The sequence below is a fragment of the Streptomyces sp. NPDC059398 genome (assembly GCF_042751845.1).
Taxonomy (GTDB): Bacteria; Actinomycetota; Actinomycetes; order Streptomycetales; family Streptomycetaceae; genus Streptomyces.
In genome coordinates, this window is the sequence record NZ_JBHYWP010000039.1 from 35,502 (window position 1) to 54,669 (window position 19,168).

The window sequence follows — 19,168 nt, forward strand, 5'->3', positions numbered from 1 at the left end:
AGGACCGCGTCACACTGGAGGTATGTGCCGCAGTATCAAGACTCTCCGTCCGCCCGTGCTCGCCGGGGAAGCGACCGACGAGGACATCAGGGCCGCAGCGCTTCAGTACGTACGCAAGGTCTCCGGCTTCCGGGCCCCCGCCGCGCACAACCGTGCCGTGTTCGACCGGGCCGTCGACGAGATCGCCCGCGCGACCGGGACACTCCTCGCCGACCTGGAGGTACGGGGGAGCGGAAACGGGAACAGCCGGGGGACGACGGAGGGGGCCGCGCAGCCGGGCGGCTGAGGCCGCGCGGGCGGGTGCCGGGTCCGGTGCCGGGTCACGGGGCCGGTGCGGGCACCCGGGGTCACGAGGCCGGTGCGGGCACCGGCGCGGGACGCCGTATCAGCAGCGCGGCCACCGTGCCCGCGCCGAACAGGGCGAGGACCGAGACCGCCGTCCCCAGCCAGCTCGCGCCCAGCCACTGGCCGCCGAAGTATCCGAGCCCCACGCTGTACCCCGCCCACGCCACACCCGCCAGCGCCGACCAGGGCACGAACTCCTTCGCCCTGCGGTGAGCGGCGCCCGCGCCCAGCGAGACCACGGAGCGGCCGGCGGGTGCGAAGCGCGCTATCACGACGAGCAGACCGCCGCCCCGGGCCAGCGCCGTGCCGAGGCGTTCCTGGGCGCTGCTGAGACGCCGGGAACGGGCGATGGCCCTGTCCAGGCGTTCGCCCCCACGCCAGGCCAACCGGTACGCGACCAGGTCGCCCACGACCGACGCGGCCGCGGCGCACGCGGTGAGGATCAGCAAGTCCGGTACGTTGCGCGGGACTTGGCCGGCCACCGTGGTCGAGCCTGCGGCGGCGCCGGTGGCCGCCGTGATCACCAGGACCCCGCTGGGGAGCAGCGGTACGAAGACGTCGAGGACGACGGAGAGCGCTACCACGGCATAGATCCATGGACTGTCGGTCAGCGACCGCACGCTCTCGAACACCGGACTCCCCGTTCGTGAAGGCGCCGCGGCGTCGCAGGGGAGCGGCAGATGCGGCTGTACAGCCATACAGCGTACGCGGAGAGGTTCCGCTCCGATCCGCCGGGGGTTCGCCGGGGCCCGCCCCAGGCGGGATGTTCGAAAGGTCCCGTTCACCCGGATGACGGCTTCCGTGCGGAGATTCGGCCGCGCTGCGCCCAGGCTGGGGCCGTACGTCCGCCGAGCGGTGACGGACGAGCGGGCCGAGCGGACCGGGCGGACCGGGCGGACCGGGCGGGTCGAGCGGACCGAGCGGGTCGAGTAGAACGAGCAGAAGGAGCGGACGATGGCGGTGGCAGGGGTACTGGCCGGAGCGGCGGCGCTGGCGATGCTGACGGGCGGCGGGGTGGCGCCCGCCGGGGGTGCCGCGGCGGGGAGCCCGGTGGAGCGCGGTGTGCCGGTGCGGAGTGCGCCGGAGGCGCCCGCCGGGGCCGCCGGCGGCCCCGCGGGGGTGTACTGGCAGCGTGTCCACGCCCGGTTCGCTCCGCCCACCGCGTTCGTCCCGTCGTCGGCGGTGACGTACGACATGAGGCTGGTGCCCGCGGCCTCCCGGATCGAGGTCGAGCAGTACACGGATCCCTCGGGCACCCGGGTGACGGCGCGGCTGGCGGGGCTGACGCCCGGTCATCGCTTCGGTATGCGGGTGCACACCAGGCCCTGCGGCGGCACCCCGGCCGCGGCGGGCCCGCGCTATCTGCACGGCGCGGCCGGCCGGAAGCCGGGCCCGGCCGACGAGGTGCGGCTGGATTTCACCACCGACGCGCAGGGTGCGGCCACGGTGACGGCGCGGCGCGGCTGGGGATTCCGGCCCGGCGGCGCCGGATCGGTGGTGATCGACGGGGTGCGCGGCGGCTCGGCGGACCCCGTCGGGTGTTTCACGGTGCCGTTCGGGCCGTCGGCCGGCCCCGCCGCATAAGGCTCCGGCGGGGCGGCGCACGGGGTCCGGCCGCGGGCCGGACTGTGGGTCAGGCCGCCACCGGGGCCGGCTCGGTGACGCGCCTGCGGGTGACGAGCACGGAGTCGAGGGCCAGGGCGCCCGGACCGGTGAACACGAGCAGCAGGAAGGCCCAGCAGAACATCACCGAGGGCTCACCGCCGTTCTGGAGCGGCCAGAGGGAGTGCGGCTGGTGCACATGGAAGTACGCGAAGGCCATCGAACCCGAGGCGATGAACGCCGCAGGGCGCGTCAGCAGTCCGGTCAGCACCAGTACGCCGCCGACGAGTTCGATGACGGCCGCGTATCCGTCGGGCCAGGTGCCCGCCGACACCGTGCCGCCACCCACCGCGCCGCCGAGCACGCCGAAGAGGGAAGCAGCGCCGTGGCAGGCGAAGAGCAGGCCGACCACGGCGCGGAAGAGTGCCAGGACGTAGGGGCGTGCCTGGTCGGTCCGCCGACCGAGCGAGGACACTGCCGTGGATATCGAAGAAGACATGACGGTGGAACTCCTTCGGTGGGGGACGGAGCAGCCTTAGATTAGGTATGCCTGACTAGAACTTGCAAGTTCAACATTTAGTCAGCTTTTCCGCTCCCCGCCCGGCTTCTCTCCCCTCTGCCCGGGGCGGGCCGCCACCGCGCGGCGCCCCCGGATCCGTGCCGACTCCTTGTCAGTCCCGCGTCAACTCACGGTCCAGTACGGTCTCCAGCCGGCCGCCCTCCCCGTCGCGCCGCGTCTGCACCATGCGCAGCCTGGAGTACCGGCCGCGCAGATCGAGGGTCATCAGCTGGTTCCCGAACCAGGGGCCGCCGCCGTCCTTCCGCCAGCCGACCGGCGGATCCGCCAGCCGCCCGTGGCTGCGCAGGGCCCGGCCGAGCGCCCTTCCCGTACGGCTCCAGCCGAACCGGAAGCCGAAACGGACGTACGCGGGAACGCTGTTGTGCACGGGGGAGCAGGTCAGCTGCAGCACCAGGGAGTCCGGTGCCGGTCCCGGCCGCGGCCCGGACGGCCGCTGTCCCGGCGGTGTCCCCGGCTGCTCCGTTCCGTCGGGCCAGCGCGGCTCGGCGACGTACGCGTGATGGACGTCGCCGGACAGTACGCAGATCGTCGCGGGCGCCCCTTCGCCCGTGCCCGCGTCGGCGATCAGCCGGGTCAACTCGCCGAAGGAGTCCGGGAAGGCGGCCCAGTGCTCCAGGTCCGCCGTCCTGCGCAGCTTCTCGCCGAACCGCGCCCAGCGAGGTCCGCGCACCCCGGCGCAGAGCGCCGCGTCCCAGCTCTCCGCGTCATGTATCAGCGGGGGCAGCAGCCAGGGGAGCGACGTCCCGATCAGGAGGTGGTCGTAGGAGCCGGGGGTGTCCCGCAGCTGGTCGTGCAGCCACTGGGACTCCGCGGGGTCGAGCATGGCGCGGTGCTGTTCGTCCAGGACGCGCGCGGCGCGTGAGTCGACCATCAGCAGCCGGGTGCGGCCGAAGTCGCGGCGGTAGCTCCAGCGGGTGAAGGCGTGGTCGGCGTCGGCCGCGGCGGCGAACCTCCGCAGCGTCTCGGTCCCGTCCCGCGCCGAGCGCACCTCCGCGTACAGCTCGTCGGCCGCCAGCTCGGCGGGGGAGAGATTGCCGAGGTGCTGGTGGACCCAGTACGACATCAGCCCGCTGAGGATCCGCTCCTCCCACCAGTCCGTGGCGCGGATCTCCTGCTGCCAGGCCGCGCTGGTGTTCCAGTCGTCGATGACATCGTGATCGTCGAAGATCATGCAGCTGGGCACGGTGGAGAGCAGCCAGCGCACCTCGGGATCGAGCCAGGACTCGTAGTAGAGGCGGGTGTACTCCTCGTAGTCCGCGACCTCGGCGCCCGGCGCCCGGCGCAGATCGCGGCGGGTGGCCAGCCAGTCGCGGGTGTCGTCCGACACCTCGTCCGCGTACACCTGGTCGCCGAGGAGCAGCAGGACGTCGGGCCGGTCGTCCAAGGGCCCGGCGGCCAGCGAGGCCGCGAGGGTGTCCAGCGCGTCGGGCCCCACCGGATCGGGCTCGCCGTGGGCGGGGGCCGCCCAGCGGCAGGACCCGAAGGTGACCCGCACGCCCGCGGGGCCGTCCGGGCCGTCCGGCTCCGCCGCGGGGTCGGGGGTACGGATGGTGCTCGGCGGGAAACGTGAGTCCGGCGGCGGCCACACCTGCTCGCCGTCCAGCCGTATCGCGTACGGGGTCTCCGTCCCCGGCGTGAGTCCGGTCACCGGTATGAGTGCGTAGTGGTGCCCGGCGATCAGGAACGTACGGGACTCGCCGCTCGCGCCGTCCGGACACCGGACCTCGGCCGTACAGGGCCGGTCGGTCTCGACCCAGACGGTCGCCGCGTCCCCGCGGTCCCAGTCGACATACCTCAGCAGTGGTCCCAGGCGCAGCCCGGCCATGAATGCCCTCCTTCGTCGCCCCGTACGGTACGGAACGACGAAGGATCATGGCCGGGTTCCCGGTCCGGCCCGTGGCCGGGGGTGGGGCCCGGCCAGTGGCCGGACTGCGTGGGCTGGTCTCCGTGCGGCCGCTCAGCAGCCGTTCAGGACGCCCTGGAGTGCTGTCTTCTCCGCCGAGTCCACCGTGAGCTTGTAGTAGTGCTTCACCTCCACCCAGGCCCGTACGTAGGTGCACTTGTAGGCGGCGCGCGGAGGCAGCCACTCGGCCGGGTCCTTGTCGCCCTTGGACTGGTTGACGTTGTCCGTGACCGCGATGAGCTGAGGCCGGGTCAGGTCGTTGGCGTACGCCTGCCGCTGTGCGGTGGTCCAGCCGCTGGCTCCCGAACGCCACGCCTCGGCGAGCGGGACCATGTGGTCGATGTCCACGTCGGACGACGCGGTCCAGGTCGCGCCGTCGTACTCGGAGTACCAACTGCCGCTGGTGGCGGCGCAGGTGGAGCTCTGGACGACATTCGTGCCGTCGCGCTTGAGCACGACTTCGCGGGTGTCGCAGGCGCCGGACTGGGTGATCCAGTGCGGGAACTTGTCCCGGCTGTAGCCGCTGGACGAGCCTTCGGCCGCGACGGTGAGGGAGCTGAGATAGGTCCGCGCGGTGGCCGCGCTCACCGGAGTGGGCAGGGCGGCCTGGGCGGAGGGGGCGGTGACGAGACCGGCGAGGGTGATTCCCGCGGTCGCGGTGAGTACCGCTATTCGACGCGCGTAGACACCTGAGGAACCTGAGACACCTGACATACGAACTCCCGTGGGGTGGAGGGGCTTTGCCGATCCGGCTCAGCCATCGTGGTGGCGCCGGATTGCCGTGGGGTGGGCGCCGGGTAACAGCCTGGCGACATGGGCACGTCACATCAAGAGGGCTGTCGATGTTTGACGCGCCGACAGATTTTCCGTACGGGTGTGCGGTTGGTCTCCTCCGTCGCCGCCCGGTCCGCCTCCCGGCTCGTCCCGGGGCGTGCTTCCGCTGGTCGCGGGCCCCGGCGGACGGCCCCGGCGGATGGGGTCGCGGTGGCGGGGTCCGCGCTGCTGGGCCGCGCGTGAGGGTTCCGGTGGCGGTTGTCGCACTTTTGGCCGTGGTGTCGCCCGAACGTGGCTTTTGTCCGGGATGTGTGGCTACTGGTGCGGGCGGGGCGGGGGAGTGGAGGCCCATGGCTGGGCGGAGCGGAATCCCGGAAGCCGGGGCCCGGGGCGGGGGAGGCGGTGCCCCATGGTGTGGGGAGTGCGCCGGGCGCTCGGGTGTTCCGGCCGCCGGCCTGTGCCGTAACCTTGGGGGCGCAGAAGGGGAGTAGCTCTTCGCCGGAACGTCGACATACTGCCGGACCTCGGTCCGGCCGGCGCCCGGAGGCGGATCTTCCAGGAGTCTTCTCGAAGACTTCTCGGGGACCCGCCAGCGAGACCTTCGGCAGCAGTGTCCTGATAGACGCTGCCGTGCCGAAGAGACCCCTTTTCTCCTTGAGTCAGGTCCTCCCGGTGCGGTCAGCCCGAACCGATGAAGGAATCAACCCGTGATCAGCTTCACGATCCTGGCGATCACCTTCGGCGTGGTCTTTCTCGCCGAACTCCCCGACAAGACCGCTCTCGCCGGTCTGATGCTGGGTACCCGCTACCGGGCCTCGTACGTCTTCGTGGGGGTCGCGGCGGCCTTCGCCGTCCATGTCGTACTCGCCATCGCCGCGGGCAGCGTGCTGACCCTGATTCCGCACCGGCTGCTCCAGGCGATCGTCGGCGCGCTCTTCCTGGCGGGCGCGGCGATGCTGCTCTTCAAGAAGGACGAGGAGGAGGAAGAGGTGAAGGCCCCCGCCGACCAGAGCTTCTGGAAGGTGGCGGGAGCCGGTTTCATGCTGATTCTCGTCGCCGAGTTCGGTGATCTGACCCAGATCATGACGGCCAACCTGGCGGCGCGCTACGACAGCCCGGTCTCGGTGGGCATCGGCGCGGTGCTTGCGCTCTGGGCCGTGGGCGGCCTGGGGATCCTCGGCGGCCGCAAGCTGATGAACCATGTGCCGCTGCGGCTGATCACGAAGATCGCGGCCGCGCTGATGGTGGTGCTCGCGGGGTTCAGCCTGTACGAGGCGGCCGCGGGCTGAGCCCGGAGCCGTACGCGGCTGTCGCGGGCCGGACCCGGGGCATGCGGCCGCCGCGGGCCGGATCCGGAGCGTAACGGCTTCGCCCGCGCGGGGCCCGGAGTGTGCGGAGGCCGTGCGGCCCGGGGTGCGCGGCCCGGACTGTGCGACCCAGGCTGTGCGGCCCGGAGTGTGCGGCCCGTGCTGTGCCGCCCGGAGGCCCGGACTGTGCGGCCCCACCCGGGGAGGCTCAGGCCGTGGTGTGGACCAGCAGGGTGCCGTCGTCCGCCGTCTCCACCCGGATCCACGTCAGGTCGGGCACCTGGACGGTCGGCCGGTGGGCGGCGGCGCGCGGGCCCACCCCCACCACCCGCATCCCCGCGGCCTGTCCTGCGGCGATACCCGCCCCCGAGTCCTCGAAGACGATGCACTCGTCGGGGCCGAAGCCCAGTCCTGCGGCGCCCTTGAGGAAGCCCTCCGGGTCCGGCTTGCTGGCGCCGACGTTCTCCGCGGTGATCCGGGTCTCCGGCATCGGCAGACCCGCCGCCGTCATCCGGGCCCGTGCGAGCGCCGCGTCGGCCGATGTGACCAGGGCGTGCGGCAGGCCGGCCAGGGAGGCCAGGAAGGCCGGTGCGCCGGGGACCGGGACGACGCCCTCGGTGTCGGCGGTCTCCAGGGCGAGCATCGCGCGGTTGTCGGCGTAGTTCTCCTCGACGGGGCGCTCCGGGAGCAGGATGGCCATCGTCGCGTACCCCTGGCGGCCGTGCACCACCTTGAGCGCCTCATGCGGGTCCAGGCCGTGATCGACGGCCCAGCGGTGCCAGATGCGCTCGACCACGGCGTCCGAGTTCACCAGCGTCCCGTCCATGTCGAGGAGCAGGGCGCGTGCGGGCAGGGTGGTCATCAGGACTCCAGAGGTGCGGGAGCAGGAACAAGGCGGTCCCGCCCGCCGGTCAGGGAGTACGGGCGGAACCACTTTGTTTCGTCAGGGTACAAAACAATGCGGGCTCCGCGCCACCCGTCCTGGTCACACCCCGGCGACCCGGCAACCGTCCGGGTCCCTTCGGACACACGCCACGGCCCCGCTTCACCACGGCCGCCCCCTTGAACTCGCGGCGACCATGGCACAGCACCAGGATGGGAGGCATGGCTCAGGAAACCCCGGCACCCCCGGCGGCGCCGGTGGCGGCCGGCGGGCAACCCCAGCGGTCCGTCCTCGTGGCGATCGGCGCCCTGCTGCTCGGAATGCTCCTCGCCGCCCTCGACCAGACGATCGTCTCCACCGCGCTCCCCACGATCGTCAGCGACCTCGGCGGTATGGAGCATCTGTCCTGGGTGGTCACGGCGTACCTGCTGGCATCGACCGCCGCCACGCCGCTCTGGGGAAAGCTCGGCGACCAGTACGGCCGCAAGAAGCTCTTCCAGACGGCCATCGTCATCTTCCTGGTCGGCTCGGTCCTCTGCGGGGTCGCCCAGAGCATGCCGCAGCTCATCGGCTTCCGCGCCCTCCAGGGGCTCGGCGGCGGCGGTCTGATGGTGCTCTCGATGGCGATCGTCGGCGATATCGTCCCGCCCCGCGAACGCGGCAAGTACCAGGGTCTTTTCGGTGCCGTCTTCGGTGCGACGAGCGTCCTGGGACCGCTGCTCGGCGGGGTCTTCACCGAACACCTCAGCTGGCGCTGGGTGTTCTACGTCAACCTCCCCATCGGCGTGATCGCGCTCGGTGTCATCGCCGCCGTGCTGCACATCCCGGTCCGCTCGGCGAAACACACCATCGACTACCTCGGTACGTTCCTCATCGCGTCCGTCGCCACCTGTCTGGTGCTCGTGGCCTCGCTCGGCGGCTCCACCTGGGCCTGGGCCTCGGCGCCGGTCATCGGCCTTGCGGTGCTCGCCGTCGTCCTGCTCGCCGCGTTCGTGTACGTCGAACGGCGGGCCGCCGAACCCGTACTGCCGCTGAAGCTCTTCCGGATCAGGACCTTCGTCCTCTGCTCGCTCATCAGCTTCATCGTCGGCTTCTCGATGTTCGGCGCGATGACCTATCTGCCGACCTTCCTCCAGGTCGTCCAGGGCGTCTCACCGACCCTGTCCGGTGTGCATATGCTGCCGATGGTCCTCGGACTGCTGCTCGCGTCGACCGCGTCCGGCCAGATCGTCAGCCGCACCGGCCGCTGGAAGGTCTTCCCGATCGCCGGGACCGGCATCACCGCCATCGGTCTCGCGCTGCTGCACCGGCTGACCGAGCACAGCTCCACCTGGTCGATGAGCGCCGCGTTCTTCGTGTTCGGCGTGGGGCTCGGGCTGGTCATGCAGGTCCTCGTCCTCGCCGTACAGAACGCGGTGAGCTACCAGGACCTGGGCGTCGCCACCTCGGGCGCGACCTTCTTCCGCTCCATCGGCGCCTCCTTCGGCGTGGCCATCTTCGGCACCATCTTCACCACCCGGCTGCGCGGAAAACTCAGCGACGCCCTGGCCGGACTCCCGCTGCCGCCCGGGGTGAGCGCGGGCCGCCTCCAGGCCGACCCGCGCGCCATCGCCTCGCTCCCGCCGGGGCTGCGCCCGAGGGTGCTGCACGCGTACGCCTCGTCCATCACCGACGTCTTCCTGTACGCGGTCCCGGTGGTGCTCCTGGCGTTCGTCGTCGCCTGGTTCCTCAGGGAGGACAAGCTGCGCGGCTCGGTCACCACCCCGGAAGTGTCCGAGACGCTCGCCTCCAACCCGGTCCAGCGGTCCTCGTACGACGAGGTGATGCGGGCGCTCTCGGTGCTCGGCAGCCGGGAGGGACGCCGCGAGATCTACGAGACGATCACCGCGAAGGCCGGCTACGACCTGCTCCCGGCCACCAGCTGGCTGCTGCTGCGCATCAAACGCCACGGTCTGGTCGAACCGGCCCAGCTGGCCGAGATGACGCCGGTCCCGCTGCGTGCCGTCACCGAGGCGGCCCGGCAGGCCGAGGAGCGCGGTCTCGCCGTACGCGAAGGGGTGGAGCTCGCGCTGACCGAGCCGGGCGTGAACGCCGCCGCCCGGCTCGCCAAGGCCCGCGAGGACTCCCTGGCCGAACTGCTCGGTGACTGGTGGGGGCCCGAACGCCCCACCGATCTGGTCGTCCTGGTCGAGGAGCTGAACGGTGAGCTGTGCGGCTCGGACGCCGAATGGCCGCGCGAGCACGAGCACGAGCACCGGGCGGTGTGACACCACCGGCTCCGCGGGAAACCTCCGGTCCCCGCCGGCCGTCACAGATCCTTGCCGTACCAGATTTCCATGTAGGGGCCGGTTGTGTACGCCGGTATCTCCCGGTAGCCCTGGCGCACATAGAGCCCGCGCGCCTCGACGAGGTCCAGGCGGGTGTTCAGCACCATCTTCGCCGCCCCGAGCCGCCGGGCCGCGTCCTCCAGGGCGGTGATCAGGATCTTGCCGCCGCCGGTGCCGCGCTGCCCGGGGCGGGTGTACACCCGGGTGAGCTCGGCGGTCGCCGGCCCGAGCAGCAGCACCCCGCCGCAGGAAGCGGGCCTGCCCTCGTGCCGCCCGACCAGGAACTCCCCGGTGGGAAAAGCCAGTTGTTCCACACCGTCGTCCGCGAGGCCGTCGTCGATCTCCTGCCCGGTGGCGGGCCGCTGCCAGTAACGGCTGGCCACCTCGTCGTAGTAGGAGCGGCGCAGCGCGTATGCGTCAGGTGTGTCGAAGGGCTCGGGGGCCACGGTCCAGGTCACCGGAGCAAGTGTGGCTGTGGCGCCCTCGTTTGGCACCCGGATTCCGGGACACTCGAACGGCGTACGAAATAGGCACCCCGTCCGCGAGGAGGAAGGTACTCATGCCCACAGTCCTGATCGTCGCAGTGATCGTGGTGTTCGTCGCCGTTGTCGCCGCGTTTCTGTACTTCGCACCCGGCAGGGGGCCCCGCCGCGGCAGTCTGCGGCAGCGCTTCGGTCCCGAGTACGACCGGGTACTGGCCCGCCACGGCGGGGACACCAAGGCCACCCATGCGGAACTCGGCGAGCGGATGAAGCGGTACGGCTCGCTGGAGACGCGCCCGCTGACACCCGAGACGCGTGAACGGTATGTGTCCCGGTGGACCGGGCTCCAGGAGCAGTTCGTGGACGCACCGCAGCAGGCGGTCGCCGGAGCCGTGCAACTGGTCGGCGCGCTGGCCCAGGAGCGGGGCTTCCCGGCTCCGGAGGACCACGAGAACCATGTCGACGCGCTGTCGGTGCACCATCCGCACCATGTCAACGGATACCGCATGCTGCACAGTTCGGCGCAGGCGGAGAGCGGCGCGGGCACCGAGGACCTCAGGGCCGCACTTCTGGAGGCGCGCGGACTCTTCGGTGAGCTGGTGGCCGTACGGGACCACGACCCGGACCGCAGGCCCGAACCGGCCAATGCCCGCCGGAAGGTGCTGCCGACGCGGCACCAGGCGAAGGGAGAGGGCGCGTAATGGCGTACGAACAGGAGCGGAAGGTGCCGGATCCGACGGCAGGCGTCCAGGACCCTGTGGTCGGGAACACCCCTGAAGGGGCCGGCAACACGCCTGGCCACGGGGCGGGTTCGGACCCGCGCGTGACCGGCGCGCGGGTCCCGGACGCGCGCGGTGACGGGTTCGAAGCAGGCACGGCGGGCGCGCACGGGGCCGCGCCGGTGCGGGACTCCGTCGCGGAGGCCGGCCCCGGTCCCGCCGCCGATGTACGGGGCAGCGGCTTCGAGGCCGAGGAGGCGAGCCGGCACACCTCTGGCCCCGACCGGACGTCCGCAGCCCCTGCCGCACCCGGTTCCGCCGCACCCGGCCCGGTGGGTGCCGGCCCGGCCGACACGGGCGCGGTGGACGACGCACTGCTGTCCGCCGGTGAACGCGAAAGGCTGGAGCGGCGTCTCCAGGGAGCGGTCAGCGGTTTCGTCGATGAGCCGAGGGCGGCGGTCGAAGAGGCCGACCGCGTCCTCGGCGAGACGGTCGCCCCGGTGACCGCCCTCCTCACCGAGCGGTCCAACAGCCTGCGGCTGTCCTGGCACGGTGAGGGCGGGCAGGCCGGTACGGAGGAGCTGCGGCAGGCGCTCCGTACCTACCGCGAGGTCACGGAGCGCCTGCTGGAGCTCTGACCAGTGGCTCTGGCCGGCAGCCTTGGCCAGTGGCTCCGGCGAGTAGCCCTGTCCAGCGGCTCTGTTCAGCAGCTACGACCGGCAGCCCCGTTCGGCAGCGGTCGCTCAGCCGTTCTTCGGGGCGGCCTGCTGGACGACCTCGAAGGACCACAGCGAAGAGCCGGAGGCGGCGGGCCTGGGACGCTCGCCGCCTTCTCCGCCGCCCGCATGGGCGCCGCGCATGGACGTCGCCATCCACTTCTCGAAGTCGGCCTCGGTCGCCCAGCGGGTGTAGACGAGGTACTGGTCGGTCCCCTCGACCGGGCGCAGCAGCTCGAACCACTCGAAGCCGTCGGAGTTCTCCACGGAGCCCGCGCGCGACGCGAACCGCTTCTCCAGAACCTCGCGCTGCTCGTCGGGCACGGTCAGGACATTGATCTTCACGATGCTCATATCGCCCATCCTGCCGTACCGGCCGCCCGTCGGTGGCGGCCGGGTCAGTCGAGTACCCGGGCCAGGACGAAGCCGTCGTACCCCTTGCTGCCGACCGTCTGGAGCGCGGTCGCGCTGAGCTTCGGGTGCTCGGCGATCATCTCGATCATGGCCCGGGTGCCCTGGACGCGCGGGTCGGTGCTGGCCGGGTCGACGACCGCGCCGTCGCGCACCACGTTGTCCCCGATGATCAGGCTGCCCGGCCGGGTCAGCTTCAGGGCCCACTCCAGATAGTGCGGGTTGTTCGGCTTGTCGGCGTCGATGAAGACCAGGTCGAAGGGGCCTGCGCCCTCGGCTGCCAGCTTCGGGAGGGTGTCGAGGGCCGCGCCTGTCCTGACCTCGGCGACGGAGGCGAGCCCGGCGCGCGCCAGATTGGCACGGGCCACATCGGCCGCTGCCGGGTCCGCCTCAAGCGAGATGAGGCGGCCGTCCGACGGCAGCGCCCTGGCCAGCCAGATGGTGCTGTAGCCGCCGAGCGTGCCCAGTTCGAGTACGGTACGCGCGCCCTGGACGCGGGCCAGCAGATGCAGCAGCTTGCCCTGGTTCGGGGCGACGTTCATCGGGATGAGACCGGCGGCGTCGCTCGCGGCCAGAGCGGCCTCCAGGGCGTCGTCGGCAGGGACCAGATGGTCGGTGAAGTACTGGTCGACCTCGGTCCACCGGTCCTGCGCCTGGTGCTGGCTCTCGGGCATGGATTTTCCTCCCACGGGTCCGCGGAAACCTGAGTTCCCTCTGGGAACTGACGTCAATCTACCCCGGGGCCTCGCGTCCGCCTCCGGCGGGTCGCCCGCACGTCCGGGAGGTCCCGTACGTCCGGGCGGATCAGCGGAGCGGCGGATCAGCGGAGGCGGATCAGCGGAGCGGCGGCGGCACGTGCACCGGTCGCGGGGGCACCAGCGGGCGCCGGCGCCGGACCAGCACCACGAGGAGCAGCGCCGCTACGAGCGCCACCAGCACCCCGCCCACGGTCAGCAGCCTCTCCTCGTGGACCACCCGCTGGTAGGGCCGGTCGGAGGCGGCGCGCCGCAGCTCATGGTCCCCGTCGATACGTGAGGGGACGGGGAAGCTCTGCTCCAGCGCGGTCAGATACCGTTCCCCGGCCGCGAAGCGGCCCAGCGCGCCGGTGGAAGGGACTTCTCCGGCGTACGTCACATCGGGCGTCAGCCCGCCGATGGTCCCCCGTGGCTCCATCCGGTGCGCGGCCAGTATGTACAGACCCAGCGTCTGGGGGTTCTTCGCACGCCGGGAGAGCCGCATCGGATAGACCAGCCGGTCGCTGGCGAAGCTCAGCCGCAGTGGATCGAGGACGCCCGCGAGCGTGCCGCCCTTGCGGCCGGGGGCCAGCCGCACCGCCACGTACTCCCACTTCCGGTCGGTGTACGGCTTGAGGTCGTCCGCCATCCCGCCGGGCAGCCGGAAGCCGTTGCGCCGGAGCCAGCGGTCCAGCGCCCCGGGGTCGTTGGCCGTCAGCCGGGCGACATCGAAGGGCCCCAGCCGCTCCCGGCCGACGACACCGACAGCGGGGGCGCCCGGGTTCGGGGCGGCGGACGTGCCGGCGTCGTCCGACGGCGAGCCGAACGGCCAGTCGCCGCCGCGCGGCCAGAAGTGGTCGCGGGTCCTGTGCACCGGTGCGGTGACCGAATCCAGCGCGTCGAAGAGCGCGTTGTCGCCGAGCGTCACCGTCGACCGGTGCGGTACCGGCATGATCCAGGCGGCCCGCGCCGTGTTCCCGGTGACGGTCAGGCTCATCACGATCTGCTCGCTGTGGCCGTCCCAGCGGACCGCCGACGTCTCCCGGTCCACCGCCAGCCGGGTCGCCGGGTCGTGCACCAGCGCACCGCATCCGCAGGCGTACGCCGGTGCCATCAGCGAACCCAACTGCACCGCCAGCAGCGCGAGCACGACGACCAGGGCCCTGCTCCGCCCCCGTGCTCCCGGCACCGGTATCCCGCCCAGCCGTGTCCCGTACAGCCGTAGCCCCCGCACCCGTAGCCCCCGCATTCCCCGTGGCCTCTCCCCGTCGTCCCGCTGCCGCCCGCTGCCGGACCGCTGCCGCGCGCTGCCGGACCGCGCGCTCCCGCACCGTCCGGCACGAGCACAGACGGCCTGCGGATGAGGTCGGTTCCGGTCAACCCCGTATGCGGGTCCGTTACCCCCTGCCGGGCCCGTGGGCGCGGGGTCCACGGACCGGAGCGGCCTGCGGGCGGGCGCGGGCAGTGCTTGAATGGCCCGGACGGACAGGCCCCGGGGACCGGGCACCGGCCGCCCGGGGGAGCGCCCCCGGTGGCGGTGTCTCCGTACCCGCCCAACGGTCGTCCTCACCGCGACCCTTGGCCGGAACCGTATGGGCCTGGTCAGGTGAACAGGGGGTTGCCTGCGTCCCTACCCCGGAGCAGTGCGAGTCTCTATCAGACAGAGGGACCGGGTATTTCCGGCGACGAGGACGGGTGGAGGGCCGGCGCGGCGTGGCGAATGACGGGCACAGCGGGGCGCGGACTGCGGTGGGCGCAGGCGTGGGAATCGAGCGGGCACGGGCGGTGCTTTGGCTGGTCGTCGCGGCACTGGCGGTCCGGCAGGTGGCGGCCATACTGCGGTTGCCGCCCAGCAGACGCCTCACCGACCTGGAGACCTGGACGGGCGCCGACGGTGTGCTGCACATCGGGGGCCCGCTCTACGCGACCGGCAAGTTCACCGGTACGCCCTTCGCCGGCCTCGTACTGAAACCGCTGACCCGCTCCGCCGAGCAGAGCCTCGGTGTCGCCTGGACCTTCGGCTCGCTGCTGCTCGTCGTCATCCTCGGCATGGTCGCGGCACGCGCGCTGCCGGGTGAGGTCTCCCGGCGTACGTCGCTGGTCGCCGCCCCGCTCGCGATCAGCCTGCTGATGCTCTCGCTGCCGGTGCGCAACGCCTTCCACCTCGGCCAGACCAGCATCATCCCGGTGCTGCTCGTTCTGCTGGGGTGCTTCGCCGTACGGGACGAACGCGGCTCGGGCGTGCTCATCGGGCTCGGGGCCGCGCTCCAGCCCACCGTGCTGCTCTTCGTGCCGCTGCTCTGGCTGACCGGCCGCCGCCGCGCCGCGCTCTCCGCCACCGCCGCCTTCGCCGTCTGCACCGCACTCGCCTGGGCCCTGATGGCGCGTGACTCCTGGACGTACTGGATCCACCATGTGGCGGGGGCCGGACTCGGCTCGCACCCGGACGGGCTCGCCAACCAGTCCATGCACGGCGCACTGCTGCGCCTCGGGCTGCACGGCCCGCTGGAGATCGTGGTCTTCCTGGTGCTCGCCGTGGCCGTCTCGGTGCTCGCGCTGCGCCGCGCCGTGGGGTACGCGAAGGACGGACAGCTGCTGCTCGCCGTCGCGGTGACCGGCTGCGCCGCGGTCGCGGTCTCGCCGACCGCCTGGCAGCACCAGCTGCTGTGGGTGCTGCTCGCGGTCGTCGGCCGGGTCGGCCGGCGCGTCGCGGACCGGATGGTCTGGCCCGCCGTGGTCGTGCTGGTGAGCACGCTGCCCGGCACGATGCTGCTGCCCAACATGGCGGCGCTCTACCCGGTACGGGACAACGCGGTGCTGCTGACCGCGCTGGCTGCCGCCTGTGCCGTGCCGTTCCTCGGCCGTACCGCGCCCGGCTGGGAGGCGCCCGAGCCCACCGTGTACGCCACGCCCGTCCCGGCGCGCTGGAGCCGGGTACCGCTGCTGCCGTTCTGGCGGCGGGTGCTGACCCGCCCCAATCTGCTGCTCGAACTCCTGGCGATCCGGGTCGGCTACTCGGTGTACTCGCACATCCGGGCCGCCGCGACCGGCGGCCGGTCCACCGCTGAGGCGCACGGCCGTACGGTCGTCTCGATCGAGAAGGCCCTGCACGTCAACATCGAGCACTGGGCCAACCACGCGGTGGTGAAGGTCCACTGGCTCGAATCGTTCTTCAACTTCTACTACGAGTCGTTCCACTTCGTGGTGCCGCTGGCGATCCTCGCCGTGCTGTACGTCCGGCGGCCCAGCGACTACCGCTGGGCGCGTACGTCGCTCTCGTTCGCGACCCTGCTCGGCCTGGTGGGCTTCTACTTCTTCCCGCTGGCACCGCCCCGGCTGATGCCGGGCCTCGGCTTCATCGACTCGGTCCACGGGGCGCAGGACCTGGCGCACCCGGACTACGGGGCGATGACCGCGATGACCAACCAGTACGCGGCGATGCCCTCGCTGCACTTCGGCTGGGCGCTGTGGTGCGGTGTCACGGTGGCCGTGCTGGTCCCGAAGCGCTGGATGAAGGCGCTCGCGCTGCTGCACCCGGCCTTCACGGTCAGCGCGATCATCGCCACCGCCAACCACTGGGTGCTCGACGCGATCGGCGGCGCCACGGTGGTGGCACTCGGCTTCGGGCTCACCTATCTGCTGGCCGGGCCGCGCACCCTGCTGGCGCCCGATGCCCTGGCGGCGGACGCCCTGGCGGCGGACGCCCTGGCGCCCGGTGCTCCGGCGGGGGACGGGACGGCGGGCGACGCCGCAACGGCGAAGGGCACCGCGACGGACGCGAACGGGCCCGACGCCGCCCGACCCGCCGCCCGGCCGGAGCCGGAGGCCGAGCAGCAGCCGAAGCCCGAACCGGACCGGAAGCCGGGGCAGCAGCCGAAGCCCGGGCCCCCCTCCTCGGACCCCGAACCGGAGCCCGAGGCCGCGGGCGCCGGCTGACGGGGACGGGGCTCGTACACCGCCTGCCCCGTCCCCGCCGGGGCGGTCCCCGCCCACCGGCCGGGCCGGTCAGCCCAGTTCGGTGTCTCCCAGCGAGACGAGCAGCTTGCGCAGCCCGGTGCCGAGGGCGGTCCGCTCGGCCGCGGTGAGGCCGGACAGCATCCGGGCCTCGTTCTCGACATGCGCCACGACCGCGGCGTCCACCAGGCCGAGCCCCTCGGCGGTGAGCCGTACGTTGACCGCACGCCGGTCGGTGGGGTGGGCGCCCCGGGTGATCAGCCCCTTCTTCTCCAGGCGGTCGAGCCGGTTGGTGATCGCCCCTGAGGTGACCATCGCGGAGCGCAGCAGCCCCCCGGCCGTCAGCTCATAGGGTGCACCTGCCCGACGCAGCGTGGCCAGGACATCGAACTCGCCGAACTCCAAGCCGAATTGAGTGAAGACCGGCTTCATCCTCTTCTGCAGAAGGCCGCTCGCGCGAGTGATGCGGCCAACCAGGGCCATCGCGTCGAGGTGGCCGAGGTCGGCCCGCTCGCGGTGCCACTGGGCCGCGATCATGTCGACGGCGTCGGTGGGGTGCTCCTCGCTGTTCCCCGGTGCTGCCATCACGCGCACGCTCCTGTGTCTCTCGTGTCTCCTGCACCTCACGCGGCCTTGTGGGGCCTCGGGAGCCTTGGCGCTTCGGTACTCGGGGCCTCTGGTGTCCTTGCGCCCCCCCAGTATCTCTCAACGTTGAAGTACTTGACGCCCGTAGACTGCTCAGCCATATTTACCTCAACGTTGAGATTATCAACCTTGAGGTAAATGCCCTGAGGTGGTGGTCAACGCCAAGGGGGATTCATGTCTTTCACCGCACCGGCCACGGTGCCCGCTCCCGGGGCCGCTCCAGGGGCGTCGGCGCCCCGCCGCACCCGCGGCGGAGCCGCTCTGACCGCGGCGCTCGCCGCCCTGGGTCCGCTCACCTGGGGCACCACCTATGTCACGACCACCGAACTGCTGCCTCCCGACCGGCCGTTGCTACTGGCGGCCCTGCGGGCGCTGCCTGCCGGGCTGGTCCTGCTGGCCGTCACCCGGCGGTTGCCCAGCGGGGTGTGGTGGTGGAGGTCCGCCGTTCTGGGCCTGCTCAACTTCGGCGCCTTCTTCCCGCTGCTCTTCCTCGGTGCCTACCGGTTGCCGGGCGGTGTGGCCAGCACGGTCAGCGCGGTACTGCCGCTGCTCGTGGCCGTCCTGGGCTTCTTCGTGCTGCGCGTCCGGCCCATCGGTGGGACCCTGCTTGCGGGCGTGGTGGGGGTGGTCGGAGTGGCCCTGCTCGTCCTGCGCGGCTCGGCCCGCGTGGATCCGCTCGGCATCGGCGCGATGCTGGCCGCCACCGCTCTCATGGCGCTGGCCGTGCTGCTCGCGAAGCTCTGGGGGCGGCCCGAAGGGATTTCGTTGCTGGCCCTGACCGGATGGCAACTCACCGCGGGCGGCCTGGTGCTGGCCCCTCTGGCCCTGGCCTTTGAAGGTGTGCCGCCCGCGCTGACCGGCAGAAACATCGCAGGGTTCGCCTATCTCGGCCTGATCGGCACGGCCCTCGCGTACGCCCTGTGGTTCCGGGGCATCGAGCGGCTGCCCGCCTCGTCGGTCGCCTTCCTGGGGCTGACCAATCCGGTCGTCGCGACCTTCGCCGGACTGCTGCTGCTCGATCAGACGATGACGGCCTGGCAGGCCGGCGGCCTGGTCCTGGTGGTGGTGAGCGTGGCGCTCGGCCGACGTGGGGCCGGCAGCCGGGACACCGTGACCTCTCGCCGGAACGCCGTGGCCACCATCCCGACCCCCGACCCGACGGCCGAACGACCCGGCCGGAGTGGAGAAGAATGATGCGTATCACCGTGTTCGGAGCAGCCGGGAATGTGGGCGGCAGAGTGGTGGCCGAAGCCTTGTCCCGGGGCCATGAAGTGACCGCCGCCGTCAGGGATCCGGCCCGCGCGACCGCCCTTCCCGCCGCCGTCCGCGTACGGACCGGGGATGCCGGGGACCCCGACGACGTGGCCACCCTGAGCGCGGGCCAGGACCTGGTGATCAGCGCCGTACGCCCGCCCGTCGGCCGTGAACGCGAGCTGGTCACCGCGACGGCCGCGGTGCTGGCGGGAGCGGCGCGGGCCGGGGTGCGGGTGCTCGTCGTCGGTGGCGCGGGCAGCCTGACCGTGCCCGGTACGGGTGGGGCGACCGTGATCGACGGGCCGGACTTCCCGCCGGACTGGCGGCCCATTGCTCTGGCCTGCGACGAACAACTGGCCGTGTGCCGTGCCGACACCGCAGCCGACTGGGCCTGCCTGAGCCCGGCTGCGCTGCTGGAGCCGGGCATCCGTACCGGCCGTTACCGGCTGGGGGGCGGCCAACAGGGGGGGGGCGCCCCCCGCCCCCCCAACGTAAACCAGGTGGGGGTTGGGGGGGGGGTGCGAGGAGAAGC

20 protein-coding genes are annotated in these 19,168 nt (G+C 72.3%); 10 read left to right on the forward strand and 10 right to left on the reverse strand.

What is annotated here, in order from left to right:
- Positions 1 to 22 precede the first annotated feature (22 nt).
- Positions 23 to 286 (forward strand): DUF2277 domain-containing protein, encoded by a 264-nt coding sequence (locus ACFXBC_RS16430; RefSeq protein ID WP_385024081.1) that lies wholly within the window; start codon positions 23 to 25, stop codon positions 284 to 286.
- Between the two features lie 61 nt (positions 287 to 347).
- On the opposite strand, the gene ACFXBC_RS16435 is transcribed toward ACFXBC_RS16430, so the two are convergent.
- Positions 348 to 977, reverse strand: a complete 630-nt coding sequence (locus tag ACFXBC_RS16435) for a DedA family protein (protein WP_385024083.1) — start codon at positions 975 to 977, stop codon at positions 348 to 350.
- 157 nt (positions 978 to 1,134) lie between these two features.
- Here ACFXBC_RS16435 and ACFXBC_RS16440 point away from each other — a divergent pair, with 157 nt between their 5' ends.
- Entirely contained in the window at positions 1,135 to 1,278 is a 144-nt protein-coding gene (locus ACFXBC_RS16440; RefSeq protein ID WP_385024085.1) for a hypothetical protein, read from the forward strand.
- Positions 1,279 to 1,299: 21 nt separating this feature from the next.
- Positions 1,300 to 1,929 (forward strand): superoxide dismutase family protein, encoded by a 630-nt coding sequence (locus tag ACFXBC_RS16445; protein WP_385024087.1) that lies wholly within the window; start codon positions 1,300 to 1,302, stop codon positions 1,927 to 1,929.
- A 49-nt stretch (positions 1,930 to 1,978) separates the two neighbouring features.
- Here ACFXBC_RS16445 and ACFXBC_RS16450 read toward each other — a convergent pair whose 3' ends face one another.
- The 3 genes from ACFXBC_RS16450 to ACFXBC_RS16460 form a co-directional block, all read right to left on the reverse strand.
- The gene (locus tag ACFXBC_RS16450) at positions 1,979 to 2,446 is read right to left on the reverse strand and encodes a DoxX family protein (RefSeq protein ID WP_385024089.1); all 468 of its coding nucleotides are present in this window, start codon (positions 2,444 to 2,446) and stop codon (positions 1,979 to 1,981) included.
- Between the two features lie 172 nt (positions 2,447 to 2,618).
- The gene (locus tag ACFXBC_RS16455; RefSeq protein ID WP_385024091.1) at positions 2,619 to 4,352 is read right to left on the reverse strand and encodes an alkaline phosphatase D family protein; all 1,734 of its coding nucleotides are present in this window, start codon (positions 4,350 to 4,352) and stop codon (positions 2,619 to 2,621) included.
- A gap of 132 nt (positions 4,353 to 4,484) precedes the next feature.
- Positions 4,485 to 5,144, reverse strand: coding sequence for an HNH endonuclease family protein (locus tag ACFXBC_RS16460; protein WP_385024093.1), 660 nt, complete (start codon positions 5,142 to 5,144; stop codon positions 4,485 to 4,487).
- Positions 5,145 to 5,911: 767 nt separating this feature from the next.
- Between ACFXBC_RS16460 and ACFXBC_RS16465 the strand changes: the two genes are divergently transcribed.
- Entirely contained in the window at positions 5,912 to 6,493 is a 582-nt protein-coding gene (locus ACFXBC_RS16465; protein WP_385024095.1) for a TMEM165/GDT1 family protein, read from the forward strand.
- Positions 6,494 to 6,719: 226 nt separating this feature from the next.
- On the opposite strand, the gene ACFXBC_RS16470 is transcribed toward ACFXBC_RS16465, so the two are convergent.
- Positions 6,720 to 7,373, reverse strand: a complete 654-nt coding sequence (locus tag ACFXBC_RS16470; protein ID WP_385024097.1) for an HAD-IA family hydrolase — start codon at positions 7,371 to 7,373, stop codon at positions 6,720 to 6,722.
- Between the two features lie 242 nt (positions 7,374 to 7,615).
- On the opposite strand from ACFXBC_RS16470, the gene ACFXBC_RS16475 reads away from it, so the two are divergent.
- Complete coding sequence (locus tag ACFXBC_RS16475; protein ID WP_385024099.1) at positions 7,616 to 9,661, forward strand: DHA2 family efflux MFS transporter permease subunit; 2,046 nt, start codon at positions 7,616 to 7,618, stop codon at positions 9,659 to 9,661.
- Between the two features lie 41 nt (positions 9,662 to 9,702).
- Here ACFXBC_RS16475 and ACFXBC_RS16480 read toward each other — a convergent pair whose 3' ends face one another.
- Positions 9,703 to 10,179 carry a GNAT family N-acetyltransferase gene (locus ACFXBC_RS16480; protein WP_385024101.1) on the reverse strand — a complete coding sequence of 159 codons (477 nt, stop codon included), beginning with the start codon at positions 10,177 to 10,179 and terminating at the stop codon, positions 9,703 to 9,705.
- Positions 10,180 to 10,280: 101 nt separating this feature from the next.
- Here ACFXBC_RS16480 and ACFXBC_RS16485 point away from each other — a divergent pair, with 101 nt between their 5' ends.
- Together ACFXBC_RS16485 and ACFXBC_RS16490 are read left to right on the forward strand one after the other, a co-directional pair.
- Positions 10,281 to 10,904 carry a hypothetical protein gene (locus tag ACFXBC_RS16485; RefSeq protein ID WP_385024103.1) on the forward strand — a complete coding sequence of 208 codons (624 nt, stop codon included), beginning with the start codon at positions 10,281 to 10,283 and terminating at the stop codon, positions 10,902 to 10,904.
- Positions 10,904 to 11,560, forward strand: a complete 657-nt coding sequence (locus tag ACFXBC_RS16490; protein WP_385024105.1) for a hypothetical protein — start codon at positions 10,904 to 10,906, stop codon at positions 11,558 to 11,560. Before ACFXBC_RS16485 ends, ACFXBC_RS16490 begins: the two co-directional genes overlap by 1 nt.
- Before the next feature lie 105 nt (positions 11,561 to 11,665).
- Here ACFXBC_RS16490 and ACFXBC_RS16495 read toward each other — a convergent pair whose 3' ends face one another.
- The 3 genes from ACFXBC_RS16495 to ACFXBC_RS16505 all read right to left on the reverse strand — a co-directional run bounded on the left by ACFXBC_RS16495 (position 11,666) and on the right by ACFXBC_RS16505 (position 13,897).
- The gene (locus ACFXBC_RS16495) at positions 11,666 to 11,992 is read right to left on the reverse strand and encodes an antibiotic biosynthesis monooxygenase family protein (protein WP_385024107.1); all 327 of its coding nucleotides are present in this window, start codon (positions 11,990 to 11,992) and stop codon (positions 11,666 to 11,668) included.
- Positions 11,993 to 12,036: 44 nt separating this feature from the next.
- Positions 12,037 to 12,723 (reverse strand): O-methyltransferase, encoded by a 687-nt coding sequence (locus ACFXBC_RS16500; RefSeq protein ID WP_385024109.1) that lies wholly within the window; start codon positions 12,721 to 12,723, stop codon positions 12,037 to 12,039.
- Positions 12,724 to 12,883: 160 nt separating this feature from the next.
- Positions 12,884 to 13,897 (reverse strand): DUF2330 domain-containing protein, encoded by a 1,014-nt coding sequence (locus ACFXBC_RS16505; RefSeq protein ID WP_385024133.1) that lies wholly within the window; start codon positions 13,895 to 13,897, stop codon positions 12,884 to 12,886.
- Between the two features lie 671 nt (positions 13,898 to 14,568).
- Here ACFXBC_RS16505 and ACFXBC_RS16510 point away from each other — a divergent pair.
- Entirely contained in the window at positions 14,569 to 16,719 is a 2,151-nt protein-coding gene (locus ACFXBC_RS16510; RefSeq protein ID WP_385024135.1) for a phosphatase PAP2 family protein, read from the forward strand.
- A 69-nt stretch (positions 16,720 to 16,788) separates the two neighbouring features.
- Here ACFXBC_RS16510 and ACFXBC_RS16515 read toward each other — a convergent pair whose 3' ends face one another.
- Positions 16,789 to 17,322, reverse strand: a complete 534-nt coding sequence (locus tag ACFXBC_RS16515) for a MarR family winged helix-turn-helix transcriptional regulator (protein ID WP_385024111.1) — start codon at positions 17,320 to 17,322, stop codon at positions 16,789 to 16,791.
- Positions 17,323 to 17,556: 234 nt separating this feature from the next.
- Here ACFXBC_RS16515 and ACFXBC_RS16520 point away from each other — a divergent pair, with 234 nt between their 5' ends.
- Both ACFXBC_RS16520 and ACFXBC_RS16525 read left to right on the forward strand, forming a co-directional pair.
- Positions 17,557 to 18,576, forward strand: a complete 1,020-nt coding sequence (locus ACFXBC_RS16520) for an EamA family transporter (RefSeq protein ID WP_385024113.1) — start codon at positions 17,557 to 17,559, stop codon at positions 18,574 to 18,576.
- Positions 18,576 to 19,168 (forward strand): NAD(P)-dependent oxidoreductase (locus tag ACFXBC_RS16525; RefSeq protein WP_385024115.1); only part of this gene is annotated, 593 nt, incomplete at its 3' end. The genes ACFXBC_RS16520 and ACFXBC_RS16525, both read left to right, overlap by 1 nt.